The 19,514-nt window shown below is 64.4% G+C and carries 16 protein-coding genes; 7 read left to right on the top strand and 9 right to left on the bottom strand.

Going from position 1 to position 19,514, the window contains the following annotated elements:
- Positions 1-55 precede the first annotated feature (55 nt).
- Positions 56-478, top strand: a complete 423-nt coding sequence (locus AC1DVN_RS20675) for a hypothetical protein (RefSeq protein ID WP_020969683.1) — start codon at positions 56-58, stop codon at positions 476-478.
- Here the strand turns inward: AC1DVN_RS20675 and AC1DVN_RS20680 are convergent.
- The 5 genes from AC1DVN_RS20680 to AC1DVN_RS20700 all read right to left on the bottom strand — a co-directional run bounded on the left by AC1DVN_RS20680 (position 459) and on the right by AC1DVN_RS20700 (position 5,198).
- A complete protein-coding gene (locus AC1DVN_RS20680; protein ID WP_141487249.1) occupies positions 459-1,322 on the bottom strand; it encodes a heme ABC transporter ATP-binding protein in 864 nt (287 codons plus the stop codon). The genes AC1DVN_RS20675 and AC1DVN_RS20680 overlap by 20 nt on opposite strands.
- A complete protein-coding gene (locus AC1DVN_RS20685; protein WP_020907826.1) occupies positions 1,319-2,416 on the bottom strand; it encodes a FecCD family ABC transporter permease in 1,098 nt (365 codons plus the stop codon). Before AC1DVN_RS20685 ends, AC1DVN_RS20680 begins: the two co-directional genes overlap by 4 nt.
- 63 nt (positions 2,417-2,479) lie before the next feature.
- Positions 2,480-3,487: a heme/hemin ABC transporter substrate-binding protein gene (locus tag AC1DVN_RS20690; RefSeq protein ID WP_477994177.1), complete on the bottom strand. Its 1,008-nt coding sequence runs from the start codon at positions 3,485-3,487 to the stop codon at positions 2,480-2,482.
- The gene (locus AC1DVN_RS20695) at positions 3,484-4,170 is read right to left on the bottom strand and encodes a biliverdin-producing heme oxygenase (RefSeq protein ID WP_003946162.1); all 687 of its coding nucleotides are present in this window, start codon (positions 4,168-4,170) and stop codon (positions 3,484-3,486) included. Before AC1DVN_RS20695 ends, AC1DVN_RS20690 begins: the two co-directional genes overlap by 4 nt.
- 92 nt (positions 4,171-4,262) lie before the next feature.
- Entirely contained in the window at positions 4,263-5,198 is a 936-nt protein-coding gene (locus AC1DVN_RS20700; protein ID WP_003946175.1) for an aldo/keto reductase, read from the bottom strand.
- Positions 5,199-5,426: 228 nt separating this feature from the next.
- Here AC1DVN_RS20700 and AC1DVN_RS20705 point away from each other — a divergent pair, with 228 nt between their 5' ends.
- From AC1DVN_RS20705 to AC1DVN_RS20720, 4 genes are read left to right on the top strand one after another with little or no spacing between them, the layout of a single operon-like run.
- Entirely contained in the window at positions 5,427-6,272 is an 846-nt protein-coding gene (locus AC1DVN_RS20705) for an undecaprenyl-diphosphate phosphatase (RefSeq protein ID WP_019748539.1), read from the top strand.
- A gap of 58 nt (positions 6,273-6,330) precedes the next feature.
- Positions 6,331-7,026, top strand: coding sequence for a histidine phosphatase family protein (locus AC1DVN_RS20710; RefSeq protein WP_019748538.1), 696 nt, complete (start codon positions 6,331-6,333; stop codon positions 7,024-7,026).
- Positions 7,027-7,081: 55 nt separating this feature from the next.
- Positions 7,082-7,678, top strand: a complete 597-nt coding sequence (locus AC1DVN_RS20715; protein ID WP_047888140.1) for a DUF3090 domain-containing protein — start codon at positions 7,082-7,084, stop codon at positions 7,676-7,678.
- Positions 7,679-7,682: 4 nt separating this feature from the next.
- Positions 7,683-8,489, top strand: a complete 807-nt coding sequence (locus AC1DVN_RS20720; RefSeq protein ID WP_003946172.1) for an SCO1664 family protein — start codon at positions 7,683-7,685, stop codon at positions 8,487-8,489.
- Here AC1DVN_RS20720 and AC1DVN_RS20725 read toward each other — a convergent pair.
- Positions 8,486-8,947 carry a MarR family winged helix-turn-helix transcriptional regulator gene (locus AC1DVN_RS20725; protein WP_003946187.1) on the bottom strand — a complete coding sequence of 154 codons (462 nt, stop codon included), beginning with the start codon at positions 8,945-8,947 and terminating at the stop codon, positions 8,486-8,488. The genes AC1DVN_RS20720 and AC1DVN_RS20725 overlap by 4 nt on opposite strands.
- Before the next feature lie 30 nt (positions 8,948-8,977).
- Between AC1DVN_RS20725 and AC1DVN_RS20730 the strand changes: the two genes are divergently transcribed.
- Complete coding sequence (locus AC1DVN_RS20730; protein WP_244891364.1) at positions 8,978-11,167, top strand: MMPL family transporter; 2,190 nt, start codon at positions 8,978-8,980, stop codon at positions 11,165-11,167.
- A 10-nt stretch (positions 11,168-11,177) separates the two neighbouring features.
- Positions 11,178-12,419, top strand: a complete 1,242-nt coding sequence (gene mshC, locus AC1DVN_RS20735) for a cysteine--1-D-myo-inosityl 2-amino-2-deoxy-alpha-D-glucopyranoside ligase (protein ID WP_020969678.1) — start codon at positions 11,178-11,180, stop codon at positions 12,417-12,419.
- On the opposite strand, the gene AC1DVN_RS20740 is transcribed toward mshC, so the two are convergent.
- From AC1DVN_RS20740 to AC1DVN_RS20750, 3 genes are read right to left on the bottom strand one after another with little or no spacing between them, the layout of a single operon-like run.
- Positions 12,396-16,541 (bottom strand): TIGR02680 family protein, encoded by a 4,146-nt coding sequence (locus AC1DVN_RS20740; protein ID WP_477994178.1) that lies wholly within the window; start codon positions 16,539-16,541, stop codon positions 12,396-12,398. The two genes, mshC and AC1DVN_RS20740, sit on opposite strands and share 24 nt — an antisense overlap.
- Positions 16,538-17,980 (bottom strand): TIGR02678 family protein, encoded by a 1,443-nt coding sequence (locus tag AC1DVN_RS20745; protein WP_397510311.1) that lies wholly within the window; start codon positions 17,978-17,980, stop codon positions 16,538-16,540. Before AC1DVN_RS20745 ends, AC1DVN_RS20740 begins: the two co-directional genes overlap by 4 nt.
- On the bottom strand, positions 17,977-19,482 hold the full coding sequence (locus AC1DVN_RS20750; RefSeq protein WP_019748531.1) for a TIGR02677 family protein: 1,506 nt from the start codon (positions 19,480-19,482) through the stop codon (positions 17,977-17,979). Before AC1DVN_RS20750 ends, AC1DVN_RS20745 begins: the two co-directional genes overlap by 4 nt.
- Positions 19,483-19,514: the final 32 nt, after the last annotated feature.

Consider the following 19,514-nt stretch of genomic DNA (forward strand, 5'->3'; position numbering starts at 1 on the left):
CGATACCGTACGAACAGCGGTTGCGGTTGACGCTGCAATCACCGAGGAGATCATTGTGATTCCCACAGAACCCACCGATTCCGGCGCACAGCCGCCCGAACCGGCGCGGCCGGGCTTCGAGATCGAGGACCTCACCGTCGGCGCTCATGCACACGGTTTCGGCAGGTCCGACGGTCGAACTTTCGCGTTCCGCGTACGCAAGAGCGTGCTGTTCGTCGAGGTATACGGCGAATACTGCGAGCACAGTGTGCCGACCCCTTCGGACGTTGTCGCCACGGCGGAGCGATCGGTCACCGACATCGATCTGACCGACGAGCGAAGCATCGCCGGTGTGGTGCGCGACGCAGTTCTCTCGACCGAGACTGATTGGTCACATCCGGACGTCGGTGACGGCGTTCGTCAGGGCGAGGGTCGCAGCCTGCCGACGGTGAGAGCAGTCCTGAACAGGCTGGGATCGATCATCGATTCTGTTCGGTGAATTCTCGGCGCGGGATAACCAGCGTTGCTCCGGTTGTCGGATGCGGGAACACCTCGACCGGATAACCGTAGACGCGGGTCAGAAGCTCTTCGTGTAGCACCGATTCCGGGGGACCGTCGGCGGCGATGCGTCCATTCTCGAGTACGACGATTCGGTCGGCATACGCCGCTGCCAACGCGAGATCGTGCAACACGACGACGACGGCATCGCCGTCCGCAGCGCGAGCGCGCGCCACGGACATCACCGCTTCCTGGTGTCCGAGATCGAGTGCTGCAGTCGGCTCGTCCAGCAGGATGGTCGACGTTTCCTGTGCCAGTACCCGGGCAAGAGCGACCCGCGCCTGCTCGCCACCGGACAGCACGGCGAATGGCCGATTGGCGAACCCCTCGACATCGCAGGTCTTCATCGCCGCGGTGATAGCAGCGCCGTCGCGGTCTTCTCGGCGCGTTCCGGCCCATGGCGCACGTCCCATGCGAACGACCTGGCGAGCGCTGAACGAAAATCCGATCGTGTGTTTCTGGGGGAGAACCGCGCGTCGGCGCGCCATGTCGATCGGCGACCACTGAGTGAGGTCAGTGCCTTCGACGACCACCCGCCCAGCGATGACGGGCTGATCACCGGCCAACGCCGCAAGAAGAGTCGACTTACCGGCGCCGTTCGGTCCGACGAGGACGACGAGCTCGCCTGCCCGGACTTCGATGGATACGCCTTCGAGAATGTGTCGACCACCGCGTTCGACGGTGATGTCGCGCGCTTCGAGGGTGACATCACCGACGCCAGGGCTTTCCGGTTCGGGGGTGACGCGGCCGAACAGTTCGCGCCAGTTTCTTACGAGGCTGCTCATGCCCACCCGCCCTGTTGCGCGCGTGTTCGTCGGAGAAGCCAGAAGAAGAAGGGGCCGCCAACCAGAGCGGTCAGCATTCCGAGGGGCAGGTCTGCGTTGTCGATCAGCGACCGTGAGCCGAGATCTGCGACAAGCAGAACCAGTGCGCCGGCAAGGGCGCTCGCCGGAATCAGCGCGCGGTGGCCGGGGCCGACAAGAATGCGCATCAGGTGCGGAACGATCAGTCCGACGAAGAGGATGATGCCGGTGAAGGCAACACTCGCCGAGACCAGGAGAGCGACGATCAGAACCGCGAACTGGCGCAGCCGTTCGACGTTGACACCCAGGTGACGAGCTGCATGTTCACCGAGTGCGAGAAGGTCCAGACGCGGAGCGATCATGACCGTCGCGGCAATTCCGACAACGGTCATCGGCGCCACGATCATGACGGCATTCCACGACGCTCCGTTGAGTGAGCCGAGTTGCCAGAACACGATCTGATCGCGAGCGGACGGGCTGGCGACGAAGGTGAAGAACGCGATGAGTCCGCCGGCGAACGCATTGATCGCGACGCCGGTCAGCACCAATGTCACTACTTCGGTTCGGCCTTCGTGGCGCGCAAGCAGGTAGACCGCCGCGGTGGTGAACAGCCCGGCGACGAACGCTGCCGCAGCAACGGCCCAGCCGGCCACGAACGTGCCGCCGACGACGATGACAGCGCTCGCGCCAACTGCAGCGCCCGCGGACACTCCGATCACCCCGGGCTCCGCGAGTGGATTGGAGAACACACCCTGCAGGAGCGCACCGGAACATCCCAGCGCCGCGCCGACACAGATGGCGAGCACGACGCGGGGGAAACGAACCTCCCACAAAGTCACTTCACCGCTGGGATGGGCGGGCATCGGACCGAGATCGAGCCCGATGCGGTGCAGGATGCTGCCCAAAACCTCGAGAGGCGATGTCGGAACTTGACCGATGCACGCCGACAGCACTGCGACGATCACCAGGGCGAGAGTCAAGCTGACCAGAACCGCACTCACCCGCGACCGCGACGCGGGGCCAGACGCCGACTTGTCGGCGCCCCCGACGTCATGTGAATCCTCGGCTGCGGACACAGACTTACCTGCTTCGGAACTACCTGTTTCTGTACTCACGAATCAGCACTCACAAATCTTTGCTCACGATCCACCGGGCTCGTAGATCGCTTCGGCGAGTGCCGCCATGACGCGTCCGGTGTTCGGCCCGAAGCTGAGCAGGACACCGTCCACCATGTCGACTACTCGTTTGTTCTTTCCGGCCGGCGTCTGAGCGATGCCAGGGACCTTTTCGAGGCCGTCGATTCCGCCGATCGATGCCAATCCGTCCGTCATCATCAGCAGGGCGTCAGGCGCTGCGGCGATGAGCGCTTCGCTGGTGATGGGTACGAACTGTTGTGTGATGCCCGAGGCGGTACCCGCATCTGTGGCGCCGAGGGCCTCGATCAAGGAATCGGCACCCGAACCTTCACCACCGATCATGGTGATGGCCGATCCGCGCATGTAGAGGAACGCGATCTTCAGTGGATCGCCGTCGTTGGGAACCAGATCGCGCGCAGCAGCGATCTCCGATTCGGTTCGATCGATCAGCGCTGCGCCCTGGGCCGGAACGCCGAGCGCGTCGGCGACTGCTTGGATCTGCCCCGGCACACCTTCGAGGGTTCGGGTCGGGTCGAAGAACACCACGGGAACACCGGCGGCGCGCAACTGATCCTGGACGCTCTTGGGCCCGATGCTCGTGTCAGTGAGAACCACGGTGGGATTCAAATCGAGGATGGCTTCGGTATTGAGCGATTGGCCGCCGACCGTGACAACCGGTACGTCCGCGACCGCGGGGAACTTGGCGGCGGTGTCGCGGCCGACAAGGTTGTCACCGAGGCCGAGCGCCACCGTTGTCGTTGCGAGCGTCCCGTAGCGGTCGGCCGCAACGATCCGGCTGTTGTCGGTGATGGTCACGTCGACGCCGTCGAAGCTCTTCACCGTCACGGGCAACGTCGCGGTCGGGTTGTCGGACACGGGAACCGGGCTGGAATCTTCGAGTACCGCGGTCCGGGCACCCCGAGATGTCGTGGAATTGTCGCTGGATCCGCAAGCCACCAGACCGAAACCGACTGCTGCGACCAGTGCCGCCGCGGCCAAGCGCTTCATCATTTGACGAGGTAGCTCTCGATGTCGCCTTCGAGATCGGCGAACAGGTCACCGTTGAGGCGGTACGCCAGATTCACCTCGTCGATGAAACGCTGCTGTTCTTCGGCCGGAATCTGCAGCGCATCCAGATTCGAGCGGTAGTCGTCCTTGAAAGGCTTCGGCTTGGGGATGCCTTCGAAGATGTAGAAGCGAAGTCCGTCGGTCTCGAATCCGTAGGCGCGCTCGAGCATCCGGCGGATGATCTGTCCGCCCGAGAGGTCACCCATGTATCGCAGGTAGTGATGTGCGACGAAGCCGGCGGGCCAGTCGAACGCCACCTCCTTCAGGCGGGCGATGTAACGCTCGGTTGCAGGCAAGGCCACGAGTTCGTCGCGCCAGTTCGGTCCGCCTAGGAACTCGAGATCGGCTTCGAGCGAAGCCACCCGCAACAGATCCTCGGACAGGAACGGAGCGACCAACTCGTTGTCGGCGTGTGTGCGGCCGGCCTCTTCGAGGCTCGTGTAGACGAGGTACGTCTGTCCCAGAAGAGCGGCGTAGCCAGCCGTGGTCAGCTCACCGCCGAGAAGCGCGCCTACGAATCGCGACTGCTCCGTCTCGCGGTGTGCTGCGTCCGTCTCGGTCTTGATTCGTTCGGAGAAGGCGGGGCCTGCGTCTGCGGAAAGGCTGTCTACGTCGAGCGTGGTCATTGATTCTCCTGAGGCTGTAGTCAAGCGTTGCCTACTAGGTTAGCCTGCCCTCGCCAACACGATACCTTCGGTATTTCGATCAGCGGGACAGATCAAGCGCTCACATCGTCGAGAGCTGCGGCAATCGCTTTCGGAAGTTCCAATTCTTCGGTTGCCAGTACTCCTGTCAACTGGGCGAGATCCCGCGTGCCGACGACGGCGCTGGCTACCCCGGCGCGATCGCGCGCCCAGGCCAGTGCCACCGCCAGTGGGGAAGTACCCAGACCGTCGGCGGCGGTAACGACTGCGTCGACCACCCGGATCGAGGAATCGGTCAGATAGCTCTGCACATCCTGCGAATGTGCTTCGTCGGCGCCGCGGGAATCGACGGGAATGCCGTCGCGGTACTTTCCGGTCAGAACACCGCCCGCCAGGGGTACTGCGGCGAACACTCCGACGCCGTGGTGGGCCGCCGCTGCGAACAATTCTTCCTCGACGCCGCGCGCGAGCAACGAGTACTCGGCCTGCGTTGCGGCGAGTGTTGTTGCGCCACCGGCTCCGACGGCCGTCGCGAGCTGCCAGCCGAGGTAGCCGCGCACGCCGACATACCGCACCTTGCCGCTCGAGACCGCGTAGTCGAGGGTTGCTGCAACCTCGTCGACGGGCGTGAGCGGATCCCAGGTTGCGACCTGCCACATGTCGAGGAAGTCGGTTCCGAGTTCACGAAGAGTCGCGTCGAGCTGGCGGAGCAATCCGCGCCGCGAGCAGTCGACGCGGTCGGTGCCGATCGGAGTGGGATCGATTCCGGCGCTCGAGCTGATGATGAGTTCGTCACGTGGAACGACGTCGTCGAGTAACTCGGCGAGGATCCGTTGCGCCGCACCGGCGCCGTATGCGGGCGAGGTGTCGACCAAGGTTCCGCCGGCCTCGGCGAAGGCGAGTAGCTGCGCCGCAGCCTCGTCGCCGTCCGTGTCGCGTCCCCATGTCAGTGTGCCGAGCCCAAGCCGCGAGACCCGAAGTCCGCTCGTTCCGACAGATCTGTGCTTCATAACCGCCTGCATCTCGCGCCCGACTCGTGTGCGCAAGTGCGGCACCCGAGAGATCTCACCACGTGCAGACTAGTAGGCGCTCGCCTCGAGTCGGGGTATTCGGACACGGACGTGCCGGGCGCGGCGCGGCGTCGTGGGCCCCGGTAGCGTGGCGCCGGTGAAACGTGAACCCGACACACGAAACCTGTGTGCAGTAACCCCATTCGAATCAGCCGGGATCGGTGAGTGATGGGCGAAGCGATGACCTGGCTCCAGGCCGTGATCCTGGGCCTCGTGCAGGGATTGACCGAGTTCTTGCCCATCTCGTCTTCCGGACATTTGCGAATCGTGTCGGAGATATTCTTCGGCAGTGACGCCGGTGCGTCGTTCACCGCGGTGACGCAGCTCGGCACCGAACTGGCTGTGTTGATCTACTTCGCGCGCGACATCGTGAGGATCATCACTGCCTGGTTCCGGGGTGTGTTCAATGCCGAGCACCGGGGCGATCTCGATTACCGGATGGGCTGGTACGTCATCATCGGTACCATTCCGGTCGGCATCCTCGGGTTTCTGTTCAAAGACCAGATCCGTACCGGCGCACGCAATCTGTGGCTGATTGCCACGATGTTGATCGTGTTCGCGCTCGTCATCGCCGCTGCCGAGTACTACGGACGCAAGACGCGCCCGATCGAATCGCTCACAGCGCGCGACGGCATCATCATGGGTTCGGCTCAGGCGCTAGCGCTCATCCCGGGTGTCTCACGTTCGGGTGGCACGATCAGTGCCGGTCTTTTCCTCGGACTCACCCGTGAGGCCGCAGCTCGTTACTCGTTCCTGTTGGCGATTCCGGCAGTTCTCGCCTCCGGTTTGTTCAGCCTCCCGGATGCCTTCGAGCCGGCCGGTGAGGGTCTGAACGCGAGCGGTCCGCAATTGCTGGTGGCAACCGTCATCGCCTTCGCGGTTGGTTACGCAGCGATCGCCTGGCTGCTTCGATTTGTTGTCGATCACTCCATGTACTGGTTCGTCGGATACAGAATCGCTCTCGGCGTAGTCGTCCTTGCGCTGCTGGCCACAGGGGTCGTGTCCGCGACATAGAGCCCGTTTCGACGTCGACCACCCGTCCGTGCGGCCACCGCCCCATTAGGGTTGTGGAATGACAGTTGTCCTACTGCGGCACGGGCGGTCGACGTCCAACACTGCCCATACCCTGGCCGGTCGAACGCCGGGTGTGGAACTCGACGACCACGGCCGGAAACAGGCCGAAGGCGTCGTCGATCGGCTGGTCGGTCTGGACATCGCGGAGATCGTCCGCTCGCCGCTGCTGCGGTGCGAGCAGACGGTCGGCCCCATTGCCGTCGACCGTGGTCTGACGCCGGTGGTCGAGGATCGCCTCATCGAGGTCGATTACGGCGACTGGACGGGTCGCCCGCTCAAGGAGCTCTTGGAAGAACCGCTCTGGAAAGTGGTGCAGCGCCACGCTTCCGGTGCGGTCTTTCCCGGCGGTGAAGGGCTGGCCCAGGTACAGGCGCGAGCCGTTGCCGCGATCCGAGAGCACGATGCACGGCTGGCCGAAGAACACGGCAAGGACGTCGTCTGGATCGCTTGCACACACGGTGACGTCATCAAATCGGTTCTCGCCGACGCGTTTGCGATGCACCTCGATTCGTTCCAGCGGATCGTCGCCGAGCCGGCCTCGGTCAGCGTGATTCGCTACACGGCCACACTGCCGTTCGTTCTTCGAGTCAACGACACCGGAGACGTGCTCGCAGCGATCAGCGCAGCGAAGACCGCGACCAACGGTTCGGCTCCCGCGCAGGAGTCCGTCCCCGGTGGAGAGGTCGGTGCGTGAGCTGTGACGGATAATGGGTATTCAGTGATGTTCTGCTCGAACTCGAGGAGGTGCAATGTCGCGCGCGATTCACGTATTTCGCACTCCTGACCGATTTGTCGCAGGAACGGTGGGCGAGCCCGGTGACAGGTCTTTCTATCTCCAAGCCGTGCACGATTCACGGGTGGTGAGTGTGCTGCTCGAGAAGCAGCAGGTTCAGGTCCTCGCCGATCGCATGGGCCTTCTCCTCGAAGAGGTACATCGACGCTTCGGAACCGAGGTTCCGCCGCAGGCCGACGATGTCTCCGATCTCAGCCCGCTGGTCACACCGCTCGACGCGGAGTTCCGGGTCGGCACGATGGGGCTCGGTTGGGACGCCGATGCCGGTGCGGTCGTCGTGGAGTTGCTTGCCGTCAGCGAGACGGAGTTCGACGAATCAGTTGTCCTCGACGACGCCGACGACGGTCCGGACGCGGTCCGTGTGTTCCTGACCCCGGAGCAAGCGCGCGAATTCTCGCTGCGGTCCGAACGCGTCATCGCGGCGGGACGCGCGCCATGCCCTTTGTGTGGTGAGCCGCTGGCGCCCGAGGGACACGTCTGCATCCGCACCAACGGATACCGACGCGGCGAGTCCTTCGGTTTTGCGATCGACGACGCAGACGACGAGGTCTGACGTCGTGTCCGAACCTGGAGTGCCGGACGTTCTGCTCGAGGGTGATCTGACCCTGATCGGCCAGATCACCACGGCAAGCAACGCCACGCTGGTGTGCGAGTCGACTCTGGGGGAGCAGTCCACCCGTGTGGTCTACAAACCGGTGCGGGGTGAACGCCCACTGTGGGATTTCCCGGACGGCACTCTGGCCGGGCGTGAGGTTGCGTCGTACCGCGTGTCCGAGGCGCTGGGCTGGGGAGTGATTCCGCGAACAGTGTTGCGGGACGGCCCTTTCGGGCCAGGCATGGTGCAGCGCTGGATTGACACCGTCGATCGCCGCGCGGATGGATCTGGCGGACTCGAGATGGTCGACCTGTGCAGTCCCGGCAATGTTCCGCCAGGGTGGTTCGAGGTCCTGCAGGCCTTCGACTCGGAGGGCGAACCAGTCTCTCTGATCCATGCGGACGATCCACGGCTGCAGCGAATGGCCGTTCTGGACGTCCTCATCAACAACGCCGACCGCAAAGGTGGTCACGCCCTCGAAGGCGTCGACGGCTCGGTGTACGGCGTTGATCACGGAATCTGTCTTCACTCGGAGAACAAGCTGCGGACCGTGTTGTGGGGGTGGGCGGGGCAGCCCGTACCCGGTGCTTTGATCGCCGACGTCGCCGAATTCGCGACAACTCTCGATGGAGATCTCGGGGACGAGTTGTCCGAACTGATCACCGAAGAGGAAATCGTGGCCTTGGCGGTCCGGGCGATGCAATTCGCCGAGTCCGCGGTGATGCCCGAACCGAACGGCCATCGAACGATTCCCTGGCCGGCTTTCTAGTCTCGAGACGTTTCCTGCTGTTCGCGAGTTGCCGTCTTCAATCCGGGTGAGCGAACCAATCGCAGTAGTTGTTCGCGCAGCGCGGCGACGTCCCCGACGCCGACGGTCAACGCCGCATCTTCCTTCTCGAGCGTCAGTAGTCGCTCGTACGTCAGTCTTCCGGCGTCGGTTATCGCGATCACGCGCCGGCGCTCGTCCCGCGGATCGGTGTCACGCGTGACGTAACCCGCTCGTTCGAGACGGTCGATCGTGCGGCTCATCGTTTGATCGGTGACGCGGGCGTTCTTCGCGATGTCGCGTTGAGATGCCGCCCCACCGGCGATCGAGTGGAGCACGATCAGGCCCGCGTGCGTCATGTCCTGAGACCGCAGAACCTTCTCCCACGAGTGCTCTACCAGGCGCGCAGCGGTGGACAACAGCCGGCCGGTTGGCCAGTCGTCCAGGCCGTCGCTGCTCATGTTTTTGCCTTCCGTTTGCAATTACTCAGCATGCTGAACAAAATAGTAGGCAAGTCCTCTCTGCTGCCGATCCCTGGAGACCCAGTGAGCACACCAGTACAAAATCGTCCTGTTCGTCGCCTTCGATGGATTGTGCCAGCTCTCCTTGTGATCGGCTGGCTGGCAATCGGAGGATTCGGCGGCCCGTTCGCCGGAAAGCTCAGCACGGTGCAGCAGAACGACAACACGTCGTTCCTGCCGGCGTCGGCCGAAGCCACCGAGGTGGCAAAGCTTCAAGAGAGCTTCACGGACACCCGCTTCGTGCCGGCCATCGTCGTGGCGGAACGACCAGGTGGCCTCGAGCCCACCGACTCCACCTTCCTGTCCCAGACCGTCGATTCGTTTGTCGGTACCGAGGGATTCGGTGACGCGTCATCGCCGCCGATCCCGTCGGCCGACGGCCAGGCGTTGCAGATGTTCCTGCCGGTCGACAGCACCCTCGAGGTCAAGGACAGCGTGAAAGCGCTGCGCGCAGCGCTGGAGTCGAGCCCTGACGGACTGACAGTCAAGGTCACCGGCCCCGCTGGGCAGGTTGCGGATCTGTCGGCAGCATTCGCCGGTATCGACGGACTGCTGTTGTTGGTAGCCGGATCCGTCGTGATCCTGATCCTGATCATCGTCTACCGGAGCCCGATCCTGCCGTTCGTGGTGATCTTTTCGGCGATCTTCGCACTCGGATTGTCGAGCTTGCTCGTGTATCTGCTCGCCGACGCGGACGTCATCGCACTGAACGGTCAGAGCCAGGGCATCCTGTTCATCCTCGTGTTCGGTGCCGCCACCGACTACGCGCTGCTTCTGGTCTCTCGCTACCGGGAAGAATTGCGGATCGAGAAGGACAAGTACGCAGCAATGCGGACTGCGTGGCGCGCGACGCTCGAACCCGTCGCGGCGTCTGCCGGAACGGTCATCGCGGGCGTTCTGTGCCTGTTGCTCTCCGACCTGAACTCGAACCGCGGACTCGGTCCGGTGGCCGCCATCGGTATCGCCGCGTCCTTCCTCGCATCGATGACGTTCCTACCTGCTGTCCTCGTTCTGTTCGGGCGGACTGCGTACTGGCCGACCAAGCCGAAGTTCGACGCCGACCGCGAGCACCACGACGAGGCGAACGATCACCGGTTCTGGGCCGGGCTCGCTGCTCGAATCGGTAGGCACCCGCGCCGCTTCTGGGTGGCGTCGACGCTGGTGCTTGTGATCTTCGCGCTGATGATGCCGCAGTTCAAAGCCAGCGGTGTCTCTTCGTCCGACATCTTCTTGCTCGACGTCGATTCGGTTGCAGGCCAGGAGATTCTCGGCGAGCACTTCGACGCGGGTTCGGGTTCCCCGGCCGTGGTCATCGCGAATGCGGATCAGGTGGACGCCGTCGCGGCAGCCAGTCGCGTGGAGGGCGTCAGCGACGTAAGCGTCGTACAGAACGGGGGAGTCCCTCTGGTTGTCGACGGACGAGTCTCACTGCAGGCGACGTTGACTGACGCTGCCGACTCACTCGAGGCCGAAGACACCATCGTGCGACTACGTGATGCAGTTCACTCCGTGGACGGCGCCGACGCGTTGGTCGGTGGCGTCACTGCGACCGACCTCGACACGAAGACCACCTCGACACGGGACCGGACACTCATCATTCCCGTGGTGATCATCGTGGTGTTCGTGATTCTCTCCCTGTTGCTGCGTTCGCTTCTCGCACCGCTGCTTCTCATGGGCACCGTTGTGCTCTCGTTTGCTGCGACACTGGGCATTTCGTCGCTGGTGTTCGACCACGTCTTCGGGTTCCCCGGCGCGGATCCGGTGGTCCCGCTGTTTGCGTTCGTGTTCCTGGTGGCTCTGGGAATCGACTACAACATCTTCCTCATGACGAGGGTGCGTGAGGAAGCGCTGAAGATCGGCACTCGGGCGGGTGCGCTGCGGGGACTCACCGTGACCGGCGGGGTGATCACGTCTGCCGGAGTTGTTCTGGCAGCAACCTTCTCGGCGTTGGCGGTGATCCCGCTGTTGTTCCTCGCGCAGATCGCGTTCATCGTGGCGTTCGGTGTCCTGCTCGACGCTCTGATCGTCCGATCCTTGCTGGTCCCGGCCCTGACCTACGACATCGGTCAGAAGATCTGGTGGCCGAGCAAGCTCGCGTCGACGCCCGAACCGGAGCAGGATCAGCCAGCACCTTCCCAGCCTCAGAGCAGTCTCCACTAGGCTCGGCAGCATGCAGTCTTGGTCCGATACCGCACTCCCGTCCGTTCCCGGTCAGGGGCCGCCGTTGCGGCTGTACGACACAGCCGACCGTCAGGTTCGCCCCGTCACCCCGGGCAAGAAAGCGACGATGTACGTCTGCGGCATCACCCCGTACGACGCCACCCACCTCGGTCACGCCGCCACCTACCTCACGTTCGACCTCGTGAACCGCATCTGGCGCGACGCCGGACACGACGTCCATTACGTCCAGAACGTGACCGACGTGGACGACCCGCTGTTCGAGCGGGCTAATCGCGACGGCGAGGACTGGATCGTCCTCGGCATGCGTGAGACCGCGCTCTTCCGGGAGGACATGGAAGCGCTGCGCGTGCTTCCGCCGAAGGACTACATCGGGGCCGTCGAATCGGTGAACGAAGTAGTCGAGTTGGTGGAGAAATTCGTAGCGTCCGGCGCCGCGTACATCGTCGACGACGCGGAGTTCCCCGACGTCTACTTCCGCGCCGACGCGACCGAGCAGTTCGGCTACGAGTCGGGCTACGACCGCGCGACGATGGAGAAGTTCTTTGCCGAACGCGGCGGAGATCCCGATCGCGTCGGAAAGCGCAATCCGCTCGACGCTCTTGTCTGGCGGGCGGAGCGTCCGGGCGAGCCTTCGTGGCCCTCACCCTTCGGACCGGGGCGCCCCGGTTGGCACATCGAGTGCGCGGCCATTGCTCTCAACCGCATCGGCTCCGGCTTCGACGTCCAGGGCGGTGGCAGCGACCTGATCTTCCCGCACCACGAGTTCTCGGCAGCACATGCCGAATCGGCAACGGGGGATCGCCGTTTCGCGCGGCACTATGTGCACACCGGCATGATCGGCCTCGACGGCGAGAAGATGTCGAAGAGTCGCGGAAACCTCGTCTTCGTCTCGAAACTGCGCGGTGAAGGGGTCGATCCCGCAGCAATTCGTCTCGGATTGCTTTCCGGCCACTACCGCCAGGATCGCGCGTGGACCGATCAGGTCCTCGAGGATGCTCAGTCGCGTCTGAAGGTATGGCGCGAGGCAGCGGCTCTCGATTCCGCGCCGTCAGCCACCGACACTGTTGCGCGGTTGCGTCAGCATTTGGCCGACGATCTCGACACCCCGAAGGCGCTCGACGCGCTCGACGGTTGGGCACGCCGCGCCATCGAGGGCGGCGGATCCGACACGCAGGCACCCGGCGAGTTCGCCGATGCCGTCGACGCCCTACTGGGTATTTCGCTTCGCTGAATCCCTGCTGTGCGCCTTTATTAACCGCGGGCGGTTAATAAAGGGCAGCTCACCGTTCGACCACACCAGCAGCGCGGCGCTGACCGCTTGTTCGGCCGTGGAGTGCGCGAGGTCGTAGTGCGCACAGCCTGGGACGTCTGCGTACGTGATCCACAGGTCGTAGCCGGTCATGAAGAGATCCAGGTCGAACTGAACGCTCAAGCCGAGCAGCTCGCTGCGACCGTTGTCGTCGACACCGGCGAAGGCCTCGTCCAGTGCCAGCAGACGCGGGGCGTGCGGGTCGGCCGAGTCCAACATGACGTGCGCCGCGGCGAACAAAGGAAGGTGCAGCGAAACCGACTGCTCGCCACCGGACAGCGCGCTGTGCCGCGCGACGGTAAGGCGGTCTTCCTTGCCCTCACCGCTGATGAGGGTGAACGAGAACACGCGCCACTGCCTGTAGTCGAGCGCCGAGGACAGGATTTCCGGGTACGAGCGTTCGGGGTGCGCCGCGCGGGCGGTACGGATCTGGGTCGCGAAATGAGCTCGCAGAGTAGCGAGTTCATCGACGCCGAGGGCCGACGCATCTCGATCCAGCAGCTTGGAGATCGCTCGCGAGCTGTCGTCGAGGTTGTCGGCGAGCACCCAGTGAACGCCGATGGTGTTGCCCGAGGACATCCGACGCTCACGCATCTCTGTGCCCATCTGTGCGATCAACACGCGTGCGTCGACCGTGCGCTCGTGGATCTGCTGAGCCAATCCGGTCAGCAGGGCATCTTCGAGAATGCGACGCTCGGATTCGGTGAGCAACTGCTCCTGATCGCCGCGAGCATCGTGGATCCGCGTTGCGAATTCACCGATCGACGAATAGCCCTGATCGTCCTGCACTCGTACGACGGTCAGTCCGTCCGGTGCATCCCACTGCAGGCGGTAGTCCTGTCCGGCCGCTGCGAGTTGGGCGTCGAAGTCCTGCAACGCCGAGGTCAGTGCCGTGCGGGTTGCCTTGCGGGCTCCGTCGGTGACGCGTACCGCCGAGGTCGCAGCCTCGAGCGCTCGGTACAACTTGTCGACGTCTTCGGGGAGGACGGGCGGGTGGGCCGCGTCCTCGCTGCGGTCTTCGTTCTGGATGCGGTAGACCAACTGATCGGGGCTCATCCACGCCGCTGAACTTGCCGGCCAGCTCAGATGTTCCTTGACGCCCAACAACTCGAGAAGATCCGGGCGAGCATAGGGTGCGAGTCGCTCTGCATCACTGCGGGTTTCGGTCAGGGTGTGACGCAACGTCTCGACGGCGGTGTTGTACGCACCCTCTGCCGTGCCGATCTGGAGGACCGCAGCGTCGTACGCCTTTCGCGCAGCACGCTGTTCGACCTTGCATTCTTCGATCTTCGCGCGGGCTTTTGCCAGGTCGAGGTCGATCTGCTCGGCGCTGGCCCCGAGGGTGTCGCGCAGTGTCTCGAGGCGCTGGACCTGCTGAAGCAGACTCTCCTCGGCGATGGCGGCCTCTTCGGCGAATTCCTCCGCATTGGCGCGTGATTCGTCGAGACGGTCGCGAGACTCGCGTTCGAGTTCGACTTCCTTGGCATGTTCGCGTCGGCAGCGCAGCGCCAGTTCGCCCTGCTTCTCGAAATGACGGATCGCCGCCGCGAGGGAGTCGAGTTCACGGCCGACGTGCGGGGTCCGGTGCTGCGACGCCGTCGCCCGGAGTTGCTTTTCCTTCGCCGCGAGATCGGCGATCGCCGCATCGAGTTCGCGTTGTGCCGTTTCTGTGGCCTCCGAGCGAGTGCGGAGTGCACCGGCGGATTCGGTGACGGTTTTGAGTGCGCGGAGGATCGATCCTGTCTTCGGCAATTCCTTTGCCGCAGAGTTGATTCGGCTCAGCTGCTCGTTGGTCTGCGTCACCAGTGCCTTGGCTGCATCGACTGCCGCGGCAAGTTCTTCCAGAGCCGCGTCGATCTCGGTGATCCGAGCTTCGCGTCGACGCGCCCGCGCTGTCGTGCCGATGTACTCGGCGTCGGCCTTGACGTGCCGGCCACGCGCGACACCTTGCCAGAAGCGCCCGTCGACGCCGATCGCGACGCTGGCATCGGAGTCGCCCGGTGCCTCGACGAGACTGATCGACGCGAGAATGTCCTGTACCCGAGCGTCGGGTACGTCGGCATTGCCTTCGACCTCGAGGACGTCGGCCAGCGTTCGTCCCTTCGGGCGCTGCTTGACCGGCAGAGCGGTCAGGAACTGCTCACTGACGTGATCGGGAATCGTTTCGTCGGGGCAGACCCAGCCGTCCAGCAGATTTGCCGCCTGGAGTGCGGATTCGATTCCCGTAGCCACGTCTGGTTCGACGGAATCGGTGAAGCGCACCAGCTGCCACAGCGGCGCCCCACCCAGATCACTGCGGTTGTCGGTCCGTGCGTGGAAGGCCGGCGGAGCGTCGTCATGTTCCGCCGAGACGGCCTTGCGCTCGGATTTCAGAGCTGCGATGGAGGCGTGTGATGCAGATATTTCAGCTTCGGCCTCACGACGTCGCTCGCGCAGCGTCTCGGTGCCTGCCTCGGTGTGCTCGGTGAGAACTGCGGACAGCGCCGGAGCGTCCTCGTCGCCGACCTCGGCGAGCGCCGCGTCGAGAGCCTCGAACAGCGACGTGTCCGCGCCGACAGCCGAAAACAGGGAGGAGTGATCGGTCCACCACGCGCGCAGCCCGCTGGCGCACTGACTGCGTGCGAGTTCCACGGCAGCTTCGCCTTCGAGCACAGCGGCCTTGGACGCTTCGAGCAGCTCTTGTCCACGGCGCGAGCTGTTCTCGGCCCGGGTTCGTTCGGTAGCGGCCTTCTCGACGGTCGCGAGCGCAGTGCGGACGACGCGTACGTCGCCGTCACGCTCCTCTGCATGGCCACGCACTGCTGCGGTGATCTGGTCGCTGCGTGAGCCGTCGGGCAGGGGAGTCCAGACGATGCCGGCGTCCTCGGCGGCTGCCTGCAGTTCGTCCTCGGCACGTGAGAGTGCCTCGGCTGCACGCTTGACCGACGATGCAGCCTTGTCGGCTTCGTCGCCGCGCTGCGCGAGTGCAGCCTGCGCCTTCCTCGACTTGTCTGCCTGTTGCTCGGTCGAGAGCTTGAGCGTCGAGACGGCCTGAGCGAGATCGTCGAGTTGCTGTTTGCCTTCGTAGGCGCTCGAGCGTTGCAACGCCTCGACATTGGCGCGCGCGTTCTCGAGTGCCTGCTCGGCCTGGTTGAAGCGCTCCTCGGCTGCTGCCCGGGCTTCACGGCTGCGGGTCTGGGCGAGCGACGACTCGTCCATGGCGGCAACGCCTCTGGTGACTGCTGCGAGGCGGGTGCTGACCTGTTCGATCTCTCCGCGCGACTGCTGACGCAGGTACTTGGTGTAGACGCCGATGAAACTCTGCGCTGCCTGATCGGCGGCTGCGAGCCCCTCGAGCGCGCGGCCGACCTCTTCCATATCGCTGAACGAACGTGCAGCTTCGAGGACGAGTTGGTCGTCGAGTGGACGAAGGCCGTCGGTGAGCGCTTGCGAAAGGCCCTTCGGATCAAGGTTCTTCGCGAGCTGGGGACGGCGAAGCGTGAGAATGAGATTGATCAGCTGGTCGTAGCGCTGCACTCCGAGACCGAACATTCGCGCGTCGATCGCGGTGCGGTAGTCGAGGGGACGGTCGGTGATGGAATCGCTGCCGAGTTGTTCGGCCAACTGCTTCTTGGTGAGAGGACGATCGTCGTTGCCGATCAGCGAGAAGTCGACTCCGACGCGGCCGTCGGCGACGAAGTACCAGCGGGTGACCTTGTCGTTGGTGCGGGTTGCCCGCATGCCGATTCCCACGGTCACCGACTCGGGATCTTCGAGGGAGCCGCGGCAGAACTCCATCCACACGTAGGAGTGCGCGCTGTCCTGGCCCCGGTAGAGCAGGTTGGACTTCATCGTGCGCTCTTCACCGGCGAAGGGGTTGAGGCGCCGCGGTTCGATGCGGCCGTCGAAAACGAACGGGAACAAGACCTCGAGGGCCTTGGTCTTGCCGGATCCGTTTGGCCCTCGTAGGACCAGTCGACCGTCGGCGAACGAGAACTCCTGGTCTCGGTAATCCCAGAGGTTGATGATTCCAGCCCGAGTAGGTCGGAAGCGGGCGTTGCTCATACGTTCTCTACCTCTGATAGTTCGCCGTTGGTGGAAGATTCGGGGCCGAATTCGTCGACCGGATCCGGTGCGGAATTGTCTACCGCGAAGTCGATCTGAGGATCGCGTTCGCGTACGGAGACCACGACGTCGCGGTACCGGGCCAGGACGGGCAACACCAGTACGCCGCCGTCGACCGCATGCGTCAGGCGCAGACGTTGCAGCAACCCGAGCGCCTGCTTGCGCAGCCCGTTGTGATCGGCCTGCCATTGGGCTGCGAACGTGCGTCCGAACTGGTCCACCAACTCGGTGACCTTGTCGGCGAGCCAGTCTTCGTCGATCATCGGGTACGTGACGGGTTCCGGGGGCTCGGCCGGTTCGCCGGCAGGCAACACGAAGTCGTCGTCCTCGTCGGCGAGGTCCTCGAAGATCCCGGCCTCCGGGATGGCGGCATCGAGTTGTTCGATCAGGTGATCGTCCGACACGTGCGGGATCGGAAGTTTCGGCAGCTCCGGAGCGTCGACGTCGAGTACGCGGTCGGCAATCTCGCCGGCGAGGAGTAGAGCTACCTGGGCGATAGTTCCGGTGCTCGGGAAGCGGACGTCGGAGAGGCGACCGGTGGGATCGATCATCGCGATTCCCTCGGCGCGACGCTCGGCCACCAACCCCGTCAGTAGTTCGACTTCCGACGCGGTCTTGGGCTGCGCCAAGGCGATCAATTCGTGCTGATCGAGTTCACCCGCCAGTACGACCGGCCGCTCGACCAGTGCCCGACGCACTCGGCGTCCGATCTCTTTCGCGTCCACAGGAATTCCGTCGTCCTCGGCAGCGCTCGAGGTCTCCGTGGCCAGGAGTCCGCGGATGGAGTGCAGGTGCTGCAGGGCGCGCGGCGGACGGAACAGGGCCACGACGACGGAACGGTCGATGTCGTAGAGCGCTTCTCCCGCTTCGGGATTGGACGCCCAGCCGTTTGCGTCACCGTCGGCGAGGGCGATGGCGCCTCTGACGCCGAGCCAGCCCACTGCGTCGACGAAGGCGTCGCGGTCCGACGCACGATCGGTGGAGAGTTCGACGCCGTCGACTTGTGCAGCATCGGCCGCGACGTGATCCGCCAACTCCGACAACGTGATCTGGTTCCCGGCGCGGCCCAACGCGGCCAGGCACAATGCCAGGTAGGCGTAACGGGTGCGATCGAAGGTTCGCTCGGAGGCAGTTCGGGCCGGTGCCGACGGGTTGAGTCGATCCGACACCGTGAACAGGCGCGCGGTGGTCTCCGTCACCTCGAGGCGATAGCCGAACAGTTCGAGTAGGTCGTCACGCAGCTCGGTGGCCCAACGGCGCAAGAGCGGCAACGCAATTCGATCCGGGTACGTCGAGGTGATCAGGTGGTTGGACAGGATCACCCGCGCCGCGCGTTGATACGAGTCGAGGGCAAGGGGCGTGATCTCGCGAGCTTTCATCGAACACTGACCTCGATGCCGTCGAGGTGCATACGCCCGCGGGCGGTCTTGATGGTGGTCGAACCGTCCGAGGGACTGAGCGTCAGCTTCACCCCGTTCTCACTACCGGTGGAACTCTTGACGCGTCCCACCACCGGAACACGCGCGGTCAGTGCTGCATTGAGCAGACTCAGCAAAACTTCGGTCTCCTGCTCGTTGAGTTCACGCTGATAGACGCCGTTCGACGCGAGTGATTGCGCCGCGGCGCTGCGCGTACGTTGCGCTGCCAACTGCTCTTCGCGTAGGCGGCGGATGCTGCCGTCGTTGCGGGCGACCTTGCTTGGCAATCCTGGTGAGGGCGGGCGGCCGGTTTCGGCGAGTGTTCGCGCGATCTCGACCGGCGGTGCCTCCCACCACGAACGTGAGTGAGAAATGATGTCGGCGTCCGGATGCACCATCGAGAGGTGGCGTGGACGGCCGAGGTCGAACACTGCCTGGAACAGAGCATGAGCTGCGTCTTCGGACGGCGTGGCGGCGAACCAGCCGGCGAGGTGCCGGAGCTGGCTCTCGCGGCTGACGCCGCCGCGACGGGTTTCCGTGACGCGGCGAAGGAGCGCCAGAACCGCGGCGATCGCGCTCATCGTGCCCTCACGTAGACGCTCGGACTCGCTGATCCCCGATTCCGCGGAGACGAACCAGGCGGTCAATCCTCGCCAACGCGCAGCCCAGTCGTCTTCGCGTTCGGTGATCGGGACGAACACCCGTTCGTCACTGGCGGCGGCGAGGCGGATCATGCGATCGACCCCGGTGGATTCGACGTGCTCGATCGCTTCCTTGAGCTTGGGGGCGTAGCGCGCCAGATCGGAGCTGAACTCCCGCATATGCGTGAGCAGAGCGTCCTTGTGCGTGAGGAAAGCCTGCGGAGTGATCTCCGTGGTCCGTACGAGGTCCCCGAGGGTCAGATAGAAGTGCGCGGCTCGATCGGCCATGTCGGAGAGCGTCGAGTCGAGGCGCTTGAGCTTGCGGAAGATCAGGTCGCCGTCGGAGCTTCGGTTGGCCTCGGCGAGTTCGGACATGTCTGCGAGCAGGTCCGGCAGAGCGAGGCGCGAGAGCGAGGCCGAGTCCAGGCGTGCGGCGAGAACGTCTTCGACTGATCGATAGACCTGGTATCCAGCCTGACCGAACTGGTAGACGAAGTGGCGATTGCGGTACTCGGCCAGCGTGGCCGCGCGGGTGCCGTCGTAGCTGCGCTCGAGGATCTCCCACACATGGAGCTGATCCAACAGGGGAGTGACCTCTGCTGCCGACAGATCGGCCGCCGGATCCGATCCACCGATCTTCTCGAGGATTTGCGCGACGGCTCCGGCATGCAGCAGGACGGTGTAGTTGGCGCGAGCATGGTCGAAGGCACGAAGTACCCAGAGGTACTCGGCCCGTTTTTCCGCGATCGTGAACGAAAACAGCTTCAGTCGATTGGTGTCGGCGTACGCGGCGTAATCGGGCGCACTCGTTTCTTCCACCATGACAGGGTAGGCGAGAGACGCCCCCTCTTTTT

The organism is Rhodococcus sp. P4_E4 (assembly GCF_056401575.1).